14 protein-coding genes are annotated in these 13,172 nt (G+C 34.5%); 3 read left to right on the plus strand and 11 right to left on the minus strand.

Features of this window, described 5'->3' with window-relative positions; translation table 11 throughout:
* Positions 1–128: 128 nt before the first annotated feature.
* Genes fdx through iscR form a run of 7 tightly spaced genes read right to left on the minus strand, consistent with a single transcriptional unit; the run spans position 129 to position 5,338 of the window.
* Positions 129–467 (minus strand): ISC system 2Fe-2S type ferredoxin, encoded by a 339-nt coding sequence (fdx, locus tag B6D18_RS00590; RefSeq protein WP_065577886.1) that lies wholly within the window; start codon positions 465–467, stop codon positions 129–131.
* A 14-nt stretch (positions 468–481) separates the two neighbouring features.
* Positions 482–2,341 (minus strand): Fe-S protein assembly chaperone HscA, encoded by a 1,860-nt coding sequence (gene hscA, locus B6D18_RS00595; RefSeq protein WP_086362672.1) that lies wholly within the window; start codon positions 2,339–2,341, stop codon positions 482–484.
* A gap of 38 nt (positions 2,342–2,379) precedes the next feature.
* Positions 2,380–2,898 (minus strand): co-chaperone HscB, encoded by a 519-nt coding sequence (gene hscB, locus B6D18_RS00600; protein ID WP_158092500.1) that lies wholly within the window; start codon positions 2,896–2,898, stop codon positions 2,380–2,382.
* Between the two features lie 13 nt (positions 2,899–2,911).
* Positions 2,912–3,235: an iron-sulfur cluster assembly protein IscA gene (iscA, locus tag B6D18_RS00605; protein ID WP_086321188.1), complete on the minus strand. Its 324-nt coding sequence runs from the start codon at positions 3,233–3,235 to the stop codon at positions 2,912–2,914.
* The gene (iscU, locus tag B6D18_RS00610; protein WP_034884104.1) at positions 3,235–3,621 is read right to left on the minus strand and encodes a Fe-S cluster assembly scaffold IscU; all 387 of its coding nucleotides are present in this window, start codon (positions 3,619–3,621) and stop codon (positions 3,235–3,237) included. Before iscU ends, iscA begins: the two co-directional genes overlap by 1 nt.
* A gap of 16 nt (positions 3,622–3,637) precedes the next feature.
* Entirely contained in the window at positions 3,638–4,852 is a 1,215-nt protein-coding gene (locus tag B6D18_RS00615) for an IscS subfamily cysteine desulfurase (protein WP_086362674.1), read from the minus strand.
* Between the two features lie 30 nt (positions 4,853–4,882).
* Complete coding sequence (iscR, locus tag B6D18_RS00620) at positions 4,883–5,338, minus strand: Fe-S cluster assembly transcriptional regulator IscR (RefSeq protein ID WP_086362675.1); 456 nt, start codon at positions 5,336–5,338, stop codon at positions 4,883–4,885.
* Positions 5,339–5,501: 163 nt separating this feature from the next.
* Between iscR and sltY the strand changes: the two genes are divergently transcribed.
* Together sltY and trpR are read left to right on the plus strand one after the other, a co-directional pair.
* Positions 5,502–7,442 carry a murein transglycosylase gene (sltY, locus tag B6D18_RS00625; RefSeq protein WP_086362676.1) on the plus strand — a complete coding sequence of 647 codons (1,941 nt, stop codon included), beginning with the start codon at positions 5,502–5,504 and terminating at the stop codon, positions 7,440–7,442.
* Between the two features lie 11 nt (positions 7,443–7,453).
* Positions 7,454–7,744: a trp operon repressor gene (trpR, locus tag B6D18_RS00630; RefSeq protein ID WP_207463508.1), complete on the plus strand. Its 291-nt coding sequence runs from the start codon at positions 7,454–7,456 to the stop codon at positions 7,742–7,744.
* Positions 7,745–7,782: 38 nt separating this feature from the next.
* On the opposite strand, the gene robA is transcribed toward trpR, so the two are convergent.
* The 3 genes from robA to B6D18_RS00645 all read right to left on the minus strand — a co-directional run bounded on the left by robA (position 7,783) and on the right by B6D18_RS00645 (position 10,141).
* The gene (gene robA, locus B6D18_RS00635; RefSeq protein ID WP_086321184.1) at positions 7,783–8,703 is read right to left on the minus strand and encodes an MDR efflux pump AcrAB transcriptional activator RobA; all 921 of its coding nucleotides are present in this window, start codon (positions 8,701–8,703) and stop codon (positions 7,783–7,785) included.
* A gap of 85 nt (positions 8,704–8,788) precedes the next feature.
* The gene (gene nfuA / locus B6D18_RS00640; protein WP_086362711.1) at positions 8,789–9,367 is read right to left on the minus strand and encodes a Fe-S biogenesis protein NfuA; all 579 of its coding nucleotides are present in this window, start codon (positions 9,365–9,367) and stop codon (positions 8,789–8,791) included.
* A gap of 102 nt (positions 9,368–9,469) precedes the next feature.
* Positions 9,470–10,141 carry a phosphoribosyltransferase family protein gene (locus tag B6D18_RS00645; RefSeq protein ID WP_086362677.1) on the minus strand — a complete coding sequence of 224 codons (672 nt, stop codon included), beginning with the start codon at positions 10,139–10,141 and terminating at the stop codon, positions 9,470–9,472.
* Positions 10,142–10,388: 247 nt separating this feature from the next.
* Between B6D18_RS00645 and B6D18_RS00650 the strand changes: the two genes are divergently transcribed.
* Positions 10,389–10,958, plus strand: coding sequence for a peptidylprolyl isomerase (locus B6D18_RS00650; protein ID WP_086362678.1), 570 nt, complete (start codon positions 10,389–10,391; stop codon positions 10,956–10,958).
* Between the two features lie 72 nt (positions 10,959–11,030).
* Here the strand turns inward: B6D18_RS00650 and B6D18_RS00655 are convergent, their stop codons facing one another.
* On the minus strand, positions 11,031–13,142 hold the full coding sequence (locus tag B6D18_RS00655) for a tetratricopeptide repeat protein (RefSeq protein ID WP_158092501.1): 2,112 nt from the start codon (positions 13,140–13,142) through the stop codon (positions 11,031–11,033).
* Positions 13,143–13,172: the final 30 nt, after the last annotated feature.

The raw sequence follows: 13,172 nt of genomic DNA on the forward strand, positions 1-13,172 counted from the left end.
TATAGCAGAATCATTATCAAGTTAAAAGCAGCTAAGTAAATTAGGTAAATAAAATGTGATAATTATCACAAGTGAAAAATTTGAGGAAAGGGGTTTTTACAGAATAATGTCGCCATGAAGGCGACTAATTAATGATCTTCTTTAGCATGATTTAGACTATATCTTGGAATTTCCACTTCTAGATCTTCATTGGTCACCCTAGCTTGGCAACTTAAGCGACTATGAGGCTCAACCCCCCAAGCTTTATCTAACATATCATCTTCTTGTTCATCACTTTCTTCAAGTGAGTCAAATCCTTTTCGAACAATACAATGACAAGTTGAACATGCACAAGACATTTCACAAGCATGCTCTATTTCGATGTCATTGCGCAAAGCGACATCTAATATTGATTCGCCTTCTTCGGCCTCAACAGTTTTTCCTTCGGGACAAAGCTCAGCATTTGGTAAAAAGGTAATTTTAGGCATAATAATCTCATTGGTTAAATATCATCAACGCTATGCCCGGTTAAGGCATCACGTATTGATCTATTCATACGTTTAGCAGCAAAAGTTTGCGTTGCATTATCAACAATTTTTATTTGCTGCTCAATTAAAGAACAATCATCAGATTCAGTTGCTTGTTGCAATTGTTGCTTAGCATTCAAGATAAGATTAAGTTCTTCTTCATCTAATAAATCAGCATCTTTATCTAGAGCAGATTGTAATGTTTCAAGTACTCTGGCCGCCTCTACTTTCTGTTCGGCGAGCTTTCTTAGTTGTTTATCTTGATTTGCGTAATTGATTGAATCTTGAATCATGCTAGCAATTTCATGTTCAGACAGTCCATAAGAAGGTTTAACTTGAATCGCAGCCTCAACCCCTGTCGATTTTTCCATTGCAGTAACACTCAATAAACCATCAGCATCGACTTGAAAGGTAACTCGAATATGCGCACCACCTGCTGGCATAGGAGGGATCCCTCGTAAAGTAAATTTTGCTAACGACCGGCAATCGGCAACACTTTCTCGTTCACCTTGCAAAACATGAATCATCATCGCCGTTTGACCATCTTTAAATGTGGTAAACTCTTGTGCACGAGCGCATGGAATTGTACTATTACGAGGAATAATTTTTTCAACTAATTCCCCCATAGTTTCAATCCCTAATGATAAAGGAATAACATCCAGCAATAACATGTCTGAATCAGGTTTATTGCCAACCAATATATCAGCTTGAATTGCAGCGCCAATAGCAACAACTTTATCAGGATCAATCGACGTTAATGGTTCTGTTTTGAAATAGTGACCAACTAATTGTCTTACTAATGGCACACGAGTTGAACCACCGACCATCACAACTTCACTAACTTCATCAAAATCAATTTGCGCATCTTTCAACGCTCGGCGACAAACAGCCAATGTTCGTTTAACTAGAGGCTCAATTAAGTCTTCAAACTGTTTACGAGTTATTGTGAAAGACTGCCCTTCTATATTGACTAAAGCAGAATCTTGCTGACTTAGTGCAATTTTAATTTTAACAGTCTCATCGATAATTTTCTGGTTTATATATGGGTCAGAATTGTTATTTAAACCTAACTGTGTTTTTAAATAATCAGCAAGTAATCGGTCAAAATCATCACCACCAAGTGCTGAATCGCCTCCAGTTGCTAAAACTTCAAATACACCTTTATGTAGGCGTAAAATAGAGATATCAAATGTACCACCACCTAAATCATAAACAGCAATAACACCTTCTTTACCTGAATCTAAGCCATAAGCGATAGCAGCAGCTGTTGGCTCATTCAGTAATCTTAAAACATGTAATCCGGCTAATTTAGCTGCATCCTTAGTTGCTTGTCTTTGCGCATCATCAAAATAAGCAGGTACTGTTATTACTGCACCATCAATCTCACCACCTAAGCTTTGTTTAGCTCGATCAACCAAAGCAATCAAAATCTCAGCTGAAACTTGTACTGGATTAACTTGTTGATTAGGTAAATTTAATAAAGGAACACCATTATCAGTTTGTGAAAAAGTATAAGGAAAGCGCGAACTATCAATATCAGTTAAGCTCCTTCCCATTAAGCGTTTTACGGAACTAACCGTATTAAATGGATCATTGGCTGCATTAGTTTTAGCATTTTTACCGACCGTAATAATAATATTATCATCATGGTCTAGGCCATAATGCACAACAGATGGTAATAATGCATTACCGTCTAAATCAGGCAAAACTTCTGCTTGCCCACTACGAACTGTTGCCACTAAAGAATTAGTTGTACCTAGATCTATGCCAATAGCTAATCGACGTTGATGAGGTTCTGGTGTTTGTCCCGGTTCACTAATCTGTAATAATACCATTTGATCTATCTCTAATTGATGTGTTACTTAATCTTAAATTATAAAGCAAATTGCTTTTCTTGTAACTTTTCGATCTGTTCAATCAATCTAGCTAGATAACGGATTTTATAGATTTGATTAACTGCGCTTTGCCAATCTTGTTGGGATATATGTTGTAATAGCTGATGATAGACTTGTTTTTTTCGTTGCGAAATTTCCGAATGAAAATCATCTAACAGATCAATATTATTTTGATTTTCAATATCATCCAATTTTTCACGCAAACTAAATTGTTCCATTAAGAAATCGGCATCATGAATAATATTTTGCTCTGTTGCAACATCAAAACCTTGCAAAGACAAAAAATATTCAGCCGCTTTTATCGGATTTTTCAGGGTCTGATAACCATCATTGATCATCGCTGATTTCTGAACAATGGCCACTTTTTCATTATCATTTACATTAGCAAAGTTATCGGGATGATATTGACGTTGCAATTGTTGATAGTTGGCCGTTAACTGACCACTATCAATAGGTAATTGGATTGGTAATTGAAATAATTCAAAGTAATTAATCACAATTCATGTCCCATTAAACATTAAAGCTTTCGCCACAACCACATTCGTTGCTAGCGTTAGGGTTATTGAATTTAAAGCCTTCATTTAGACCTTCTTTGACAAAATCAAGCTCTGTTCCATCAATATAAACTAAGCTCTTTTTATCAACGATAACTTTGACATCTTTATCTTCAAAAACACTATCATCATCATTAATAATATCAGCAAATTCCAATACATAAGCCATTCCAGAACAGCCAGAAGTTTTAACGCCTAACCGAAGCCCAACACCTTTACCTCTGTTAGCTAAAAAGGCCTGAACTCGATCTGCTGCACTATCAGTTAATGTGATTGCCATTAACGTTGTCCTTTTTTGGTTTTATAATCATCAATTGCTGCTTTGATGGCGTCTTCGGCTAAAATTGAACAGTGAATTTTAACCGGAGGTAAAGCTAATTCTTTCGCTATATCAGTATTTTTTATTGCCTCAGCTTCATCTAATGATTTACCTTTAATCCACTCAGTCACTAATGAACTTGAGGCAATTGCACTACCGCAGCCATAAGTTTTAAATTTGGCATCTTCAATAATACCATCATCATTAACTTTAATTTGTAATCGCATTACATCGCCACATGCTGGTGCACCAACCATACCACTTCCAACATTCGGATCATTTTGATCGAAAGAACCTACATTACGAGGATTTTCATAATGATCGACGACTTTTTCACTGTATGCCATAATTCACTCCTAATTTTTAATGGGCTGACCATTTAATTTTTGTTAAATCAACACCATCTTTAAACATTTCCCAAAGCGGAGAAAGATCTCTTAATTTACCGATAGAATCTTTAATTAACTTAATTACATAATCCACTTCTTCTTCGGTACTAAATCGACCAAATGAAAATCTTATTGAGCTATGGGCCAGTTCATCATTAAGTCCTAGTGCTCGTAATACATAAGACGGCTCTAAACTTGCAGAAGTACATGCTGAACCAGATGATACGGCTAAATCTTTTAGTGCCATCATAAGTGATTCACCTTCAATATAAGCAAAACTTACATTTAAAATGTTAGCCACACCATGCTCTAATGAACCATTAAGATAGACTTCTTCAATATCTTTTAATCCATTCCATAAACGAGTTTTTAGTGCTAAAAGGCGAGGCATTTCTGTTGCCATCTCTTCTCTTGCTATGCGGTATGCTTCACCCATACCCACAATTTGGTGTACCGGTAAAGTACCAGAACGCATACCGCGTTCATGTCCACCACCATGCATTTGGGCTTCAATACGTACTCGTGGTTTACGTCTAACATAAAGTCCACCAATACCTTTTGGTCCATAGATCTTATGTCCAGAAAAAGACATAAGATCGACTTTTAATTTGGTTAAGTCTATCGGTAATTTACCAACACTCTGGGTTGCATCAACATGAAATACAATACCTCTTTCACGACACATTTCACCGATTTTTTCGATATCCTGAATAACACCAGTTTCATTATTAACGTGCATAATTGAGACAACAGTTGTGTCATTACGCATCGCTGCAGCCAGTTTATCAAGATCAAGAATACCATTTGATTCTGGTGCTAAATAAGTCACTTCATAACCATCTCGTTCTAATTGACGACAAGTATCAAGTACTGCTTTATGTTCAGTTTTACAGGTAATAATATGTTTACCTTTAGCATGATTAAAATGTGCCGCACCTTTAATGGCTAAGTTATCTGCTTCTGTCGCACCTGAAGTAAATACAATTTCACGTGAATCGGCACCAATTAAGTCAGCAATTTGATTTCGTGCAATATCAACTGCTTCTTCTGCTTGCCAACCAAATTTATGTGAACGAGAAGCGGGATTACCAAAAACACCATCGGGTGTTAAATACTGCATCATTTTTTCAGCTACTCTTGGATCTACAGGCGTTGTTGCTGCATAATCCATATAAATAGGTAATTTCATTAATTACTCCCAATTACAAATTCTGTATTTTTAATTAATTCTGTTTTGATGAAGATGACTTTGTCGATTAGAGACAGCTTTCACTTCTTGATTATTAACCAATTCGCTTAAAGTAATGCTGGTCAGAAAATCGTTGATTCGTTCACTCAAGTCATTCCATAAACTATGGGTAAGGCACCTTACACCGTTTTGACATCCGGTATTACCGTGACATTTAGTCGCATGAACAGTTTCATCAACAGCTTTAACAATTGAGCTAATCGCAATTTGCTCCATACTACGGCCGAGTACATAACCACCACCAGGACCTCTAACACTTGAAACTAAACCATTTTTACGCAATCTAGAAAACAGTTGTTCTAAATAAGATAGTGAGATTTCCTGACGTTCTGAAATATCAGCAAGTGATACCGGGCCTGATTGTGAATGCAGTGCTACATCTAACATAGCCGTCACTGCATATCGCCCTTTTGATGTCAATTTCATTAATCATTCCCCTATATTTAACAGTAAATATTTTATATATCCTTTACTTTTAGTCAAGTATTTAGTTGACTACTTTAGTGGGAATTAAGTTATCAGTTCTTGATCGACGAAATATACGGGAATATGTTAATCTAATAAACTAATTTGATACAGGAGTTTAAGAATGAATTTAGTAATACGTTGGTGTTTGATATTAAGCATACTTTGGGCTAAAAGTGTGTTTGCGGAGCCTACTTTGAAAGATTTACGAAAAAATTATCAAAAGTGGCAAAACACTTATCAATCATTAACTTTTGATGAACAACAGACATTACTAAAACAATTAAAAAACTATCCACTATACCCTTATGCTGCTGTGCAATTTTTTCAAAACAATATTAAAACAGTACCAACACAAACAGTGAGTGATTTTGTTAAAAAATACCATGATTTCCCATTAACATCATCATTAACTGAAGCTTATATAGCTGAGCTAGCTAATCGTCAAGACTGGAATGCAATTATCATTTTTCCTAAAGATAATTCCATTGCCTCTAATTGCCGATATCAGTATGCAAAATTACAGCAACATCAAGACAAAGTGGTGTTCGATAATATCGAATCACTATGGTTAACAGGTAAAGAATTACCTCAAGCTTGTGATCCTTTATTAGATGCATGGTCAAAAAGTGGTAAACGCACAGCAAATCTTATTTTGTTACGCGTAGAATTAGCGCTGGAAAAAAACAATTTAAAATTAGCTCGTCATTTAACTAATTTACTCGATGATAACTATCAAACAACCAAAAATCATTTATTAGCTATTTTGGATAATCCACGAAAAATTGAAGATTTTTCAAAAAATATTAAAACGAGTACCTTTACAAAAAAAATTATCTTAGCATCTTACCCTCGGTTAGCTAAAGCTGACAAAAATGTGGCTGCAGCATTATTACCACAACTAATTAAAAAACAGAATTTCACTAATGATGAGCAAATTAGATTACAACAAAGCTTAGCCAATAGTTATTTTAGTGATTCAGCAACTTCAGAACAGATCAAATGGCGGGATAATTATATTAGCAAGAGTCACAACTCAACTTTAGTTGAAAAACGTATTCGCATGGCTATTGATGCTAATAATTACAAAGATATTGCACATTGGCTAAAACAACTAACTCCAGAAGATCAACTAAAAGAAGAGTGGCAATATTGGCACGCTCGAGTATTACTCAATAACAATAAAACCAAGGAAGCAAAACATATCTTAAAAAGTTTAGCTAATAAACGTGGTTTTTATGGCATGGTAAGTGCACAAGCTCTTAATCAACCATATACTATCAATAATTTATCGAAAAAGATCCCAACTGCAGAAATCAATGCACTAAAAGCCAAGTATGACCTGCAACCATCTGTCATTAGAATTAAAGAATTAAGGTTATTAGGTATGTTAGCGGAGTCAAAACAAGAATGGCGATATGTACTTAAAAACCAAGCAGCTGAAAATGAATATTTAGATTTAGCTAAATACGCTTATCAAAAAGGTTGGGGAGAACTAAGTATACAAGCAACAATATCAGGTAAATTATGGGATAATTGGACTGAACGCCTACCTATCATGTATAAAAACTTATATAATGATGCCTTGAAGGATAAAGCGATTCCATTATCTTATGCTTTAGCAATAACTCGGCAAGAAAGTGCATTTGACACCATGATACAATCTCCAGTTGGAGCCAGTGGTTTAATGCAGTTAATGCCAGCAACAGCTAAGGAAACAGCCAAAAAAGTCAGTAATATTACCTATTATTCACCAAGCCAACTGTTTGAACCGACAACGAATATACAGTTAGGTACTTATTTTTTAAATAGCGTTTATTTACAAAATGATAACAATCGTATTTTATCCTCGGCCGCATATAATGCTGGTCCTGCCCGAGTAAAAAAATGGTTGAATAATAGTAATGGAAAACTTGATGCTATCGCATTTATTGAAAGTATTCCCTTTAATGAAACTCGAAATTATGTCAAAAGTGTATTAGTTTATGATTATATTTACCAATATATTTTAGGAAATCAACATCCTCATATACTGACAACAAACGAATTTAATAGACAATATTAATGGTGCATTACATGAAAACTAAAGAATGGAACCAAACGGTTGAAATATTACACCAAGCATTTAATAGCGGTTATTCATTAGATATATTGAAATTACTGATGACAGCTGATGAACGGGATGCATTAATCACAAGAGTTAAAATTGTCCGTTCTTTACTGGATGGCTCGATCAATCAGCGACAACTTAAAGAGCAATTAAAAATTGGCATTGCCACTGTTACAAGAGGATCGAATAGTTTAAAAGAAGCAACTCCTGAATTTAAAGTGTGGTTGGAAAACATTCTATTGAAATCAGATAAATAAAATAATAGTCAATATTTATAAAAACTAGTTAAAGTAAACTATAACAAGTTTGACTGGATATTGACTTCATCATCTGCAACCACAGGTACACAATAATCGCATTCCATAGTATGAATATCTTCAAAACATTTAATCGTATCATCATGATGATTATGATGAATCTCAATTAAACAGCTTGAGGTGCGTAACCGAACTTTCAATGCAGGCATTGCAGCTAAGTGGACTTGAGAAATAAAATCACTGAAATTTTCTAACGAACCGATATATTTAAAACAAAGATATAAACCACCTTCATTAACAATTGGTTCTATATGCTCAAGATTATTATTATGATCTAAGGCAATTGTATATAAAAGTTCTTGTTCATTAGCATTATCTTTACTTTTCAAGATACGGCTAAAAGCAAAAATCTTATCCGGTAAACTGTCACAATTGTGAGCATAATGGGATAAATAATTTTGAAAAAACTGCGATCTTAATTTATTTTCTTCATCTAAAATTTGACTCAAATTACAATTATTTTTGTAAGAGATTCCCCAAAAAGTTTGTTTCGGCATATTCACAAATTTAGGTTCAGGTAAAGAAAGTCGATTTTTATTTAATTCAATAGCAGGAGTTAACCCGGTAGGATCCCAAAATTCACCACGACGATAACTTGCTGGTGTTTCATTAAATTGCTTTTTAAAAGAACGAGTAAAAGTTTGCTGCGAATCAAAACGATATTGCATAGCAATATCTAAAATAGGTTTACTTGTCATGCGCAAAGATAATGCCGCATAAGTTAATCTGCGGTGACGAATATAAGTACCAAGTACTTGACCAGTTACTTCTTTAAACATTCGTTGTAAATGCCACTTTGAATAACCTGATTTCTGGGCGACATTATCAATAGATAAGGGTTGCTCCAAATTTTTTTCAATCCAAACGATAAGATCTGAAATAATACTAACTTGATTCATATAACCCCATCATGATGTGAATTGGCAAACATTAAGCGATTATGACTTAATCACAGCAATAAGCAAGATGTAAATCGAAAATTTTTTAACAATATGAATGGTTTCCAGCTTGATGTTCGGTAATATCTTTTACGCCTACCAGTTCAGGGAATTCAGCAAGTAGCTGTTTTTCAATCCCCTCTTTTAAAGTGTAATCGACCATCGAACAACCATTACAACCACCGCCAAATTGTAATATCGCATAATTATCATCGGTTAATTCAACCAAACTCACATGACCACCATGACTAGCTAATTGCGGATTAACCTGTGCTTGAATAACATAATTGACGCGTTCAATTAACGGCGCATCATCGGCAACCTTTTTCATTTTTGAATTCGGCGCTTTTAAAGTTAATTGAGAACCTAATTCATCAGTTACATAATCAATCACCGTTTCCTCTAAAAAAGGAGCGCTAATTTCATCAATATAAATAGCAAAACCTGCGTGTTGTTGCTCTTCTATATCACTATCTTCTATTGTATCTACTGGGCAATATGAAACCCCACATTCTGCCGATGGTGTGCCAGGATTAATAACAAAAACCCGAATTTGTGTACCATCAGGCTGATTAGCAAGTAATTTTTTGAAATGTTGTTGCGCTGATTCAGAAATGGTAATAATAGACATAATCCCTCACTTTGGCACGATTGACATTAATCATCACTAACATCATCGATAATAGTTGACTAACCCTGTTGGTCATTATAGGGGGTGTTTTAGATTTTACAAGATGGTGCGACATAAACAAACTACCTGAATATAGTTTGCCCCACAATGTTTTAATTGCTGGCTAATGGCATTTATGGTATTGCCGGTAGTAACAATATCATCAATAAGCATTATCGATTGATTGGTTAAATCATCGCGACATCTAAATAAGGTTTCAACATTGGTTATTCGTTGCTTAAGCGATAGATACTTTTGATCGTGTGCAACTGACTTTCGTGATAACAGATAAGGTTGAAAATCACAATTAAGCCATCTAGATATTGGTCTCGCTAATAATGCCGCTTGATTAAATCCTCTAGACCAATAACGAAAATGATGCAATGGAACACAAGTTACAATATCTGGTTTAACCAAACCACTACCCAACCGTCGTTGATACCACGCTAAAAACATTAATCTGGCCAGAGCATTAGTTAACTCAGTTTTTCGATAAAATTTTAAATGTTGGATTAATCTTTTTAACGGTGCCATATATTCTGTTACAGCAATCATTTCATCCCAATAAGGCCGATTATCACGACATCGATAGCAGATTTTGGTTGATAATGAATGAGGAAGACTACATTGATAACAAATCTTATTAAATTTTGGTAAGTTTTTAACACATTGACTACAAATCCCATGATGAGGCAACACTAAAGGCATATTACATAAAATACATCGCATAATGATTCATCGCTTAGCAAAAAATTTTGAGGAACAGTTTTTTTTATCTACAAAATAAGTTTAAAAATGGAAAGAAAATAAGCTTACTAACAATATGAATTATAATAAATAAAAGCTATTTTTTATTTATTAATCTCGATACTGGAATCTATCACCCAAAATTTTAGTTAATTAGTCATATTAATCATTTCAATTCATCTAATATTCGGTATAATTTGCCCACTATTTTGGAGTAAGGATTTGTTAAATGAAAAAAATCAAACTATTAGTTATATCATTACTATTAAGCCTTTTTTCAACTGTTACCTTGGCTGATAGCAAAGTATTATTACAAACCAGTATGGGTGATATTGAAATTGAATTAGATAGCGAACATGCGCCAATTACCACGAAAAATTTTCTTGATTATGTCAATAGCGGTTATTATGAAAATTTAACCTTCCATCGAGTCATTCCTGGATTTATGATTCAAGGCGGTGGCGCTGATGATCAATTAAAATTCAAAGAAACTCAACAACCAATTAAAAATGAAGCAAATAATGGCTTGAAAAACGATCGCGGAACTATTGCAATGGCAAGAACCAATGTAGTGGATAGCGCAACTAGCCAATTTTTTATTAATGTTGTAAATAATAATTTTCTTAATTACCAATCACCAGACCAATATGGTTATGCTGTTTTTGGTAAAGTCATTAATGGAATGGATGTCGTTGATAAAATTGTTAGCGTAGCCACTAAACGAATGGGACCACATCAAAATGTCCCTGTTGAACCAATCTATATTAAAAAAGCAACAGTTATTGAAGATAAACAATAGACCCTAAAGTTAATCAATACTTTAAGTAAACCACCTTAGTGATTTAAGGTGGTTTTTGATTAAATCATAGGATTATTTTTTTAATTTATTACAGGCCTTTTCAAAACCCAACTCACAAGACTGTTTCAAATAATTGTTAGCTAAAGATTTATTCTGCTTAACTCCATCTCCTTTATCATACATAAACGCTAAATTATATTGTGCTCCGGGGTGACCTTGCTCCGCTGCTTTTGTGTACCAATATACAGCCTTCTGTTTATTTTGTTCTATGCCTTCTCCGTAATAATACATAATGGCTAAATTATATTGGGCGCTTGAGTGATCCTGCTCCGCCGCTTTTGTGTACCAATATACAGTCTTCTGTTTATTTTGTTCTATGCCTTCTCCGTAATAATACATAATGGCTAAATTATATTGTGCTCTGAAGTAACCTTGCTCAGCTGCTTTTATATACCAATATAACGCCTTTTGTTTATCTGGCTCTATGCCATCACCTTGATTATACATAGATGCTAAATCATATTGTGCATAGGAGTTACCTTGCTCAGCTGCTTTTGTATACCAATATATTGCCTTATGTTTGTTTTGCTCTATGCCGTCACCGTCATAATACATGAACGCTAAATTATATTGGGCGCTTGAGTGATCCTGCTCCGCCGCTTTTGTATACCAATATACAGCCTTCTGTTTATTTTGCTCTATACCATCACCTTGATTATACATAGATGCTAAATTATTTTGTGCGTTAGACTCACCTTTTTCTGCTGCTTTTGTATACCAATACAACGCCTTCTGTTTATTTTGCTCTATGCCGTCACCATTATCATACATAAACGCTAAATTATTTTGAGCGCTAGAGTGACCTTCCTCTGCTGCTTTTGTATACCAATATACAGCCTTCTGTTTATTTTGCTCTACACCTTTACCGTAATAATACATAATGGCTAAATTATATTGGGCGATGGAAAGACCTTGCTCCGCCGCTTTAATATACCAATATTCAGCGTTAATTTTATCTTGCTTTATACCTTCACCGTCATCATACATCACTGCTAAATTATATTGGGCGCTTGAGTCTCCTTGCTCCGCCGCTTTTGTATACCAATATACAGCCTTCTGCTTATCTTGTTCTATACCATCTCCTTTATCATACATAAGAGCTAAATTGTATTGAGCAATAGATTCACCTTGTATTGCTGATTTTGTATACCAATATGCTGCCTTCTGTTTATCTTGTTTTATACCATCGCCTTTATCATACATAACCGCTAAATTATTTTGTGCGATGGAAATACCTTGCTCTGCTGCTTTTGTATACCAATATAACGCTTTTTGTTTATCTTGCTCTATACCATCACCTTTATCATACATAGCCGCTAAATTATTTTGTGCGTTAGATTCACTGTTTTCCGCTGCTTTTGTATACCAATATGCTGCCTTCTGTTTATCTTTTGTAACCCCTTCACCATTAAAATATATATTCGCTAAATCGTATTGTGCATCAAGATAACCTTGCTCTGCTGCTTTTGTATACCAAAAAATAGTTTTTTGTATATCTTGCTCTATTCCATCACCGTTACGATACCTAACAGCTAAATTATTTTGAGCTTCAGCTAAACCTTGTTCTGCCGCTTTTAATAACCAAAATATCGATTTTTGTATATCTTGCTCAATACCTTCACCTTGATAATACATCGCTGCTAAATTATTTTGAGCTTCAGCTAAACCCAGTTCTGCCGCTTTTGTATACCAAAAAATAGCTTTTTGTGTATCTTGTTTAACCCCTTCACCATAATAATACAAAAGTGCTAAATTGAATTGTGCTTCTGAGTCGTTTTTCTCCGCAGCTTTAGTAAACCAAAAAACCGCTTTTTGTTTATCTCGGTCGATTCCATTACCTTCATAATATATACTGGCTAAATTGTTTTGAGCTTCAGTTGAACCTTGTTCCGCCGCTTTTGTTAGCAAAAAAATAGCTTTTTGTTTATTTTTCTCTATTCCTTGACCATTATAAAACATAAGTCCCAAATAAGCTTGCGCATTCATATCTCCTTGTTCTGCTTCTTGTGTACATTCAACAAGTGCTTTTTCATAATTTTTTTGTTCAAATTCTGTTTTACATTTACTGGCATAACTCGAAAAAGAACACAGGACTAAAAACCCAAAACATACCAGTTTTTTCATTGTATTTCCTATACAGGTTAAAATAGACAT

This window comes from Gilliamella sp. A7, from assembly GCF_002142015.1.
GTDB classification, from domain to species: domain Bacteria; phylum Pseudomonadota; class Gammaproteobacteria; order Enterobacterales; family Orbaceae; genus Gilliamella; species Gilliamella apis_A.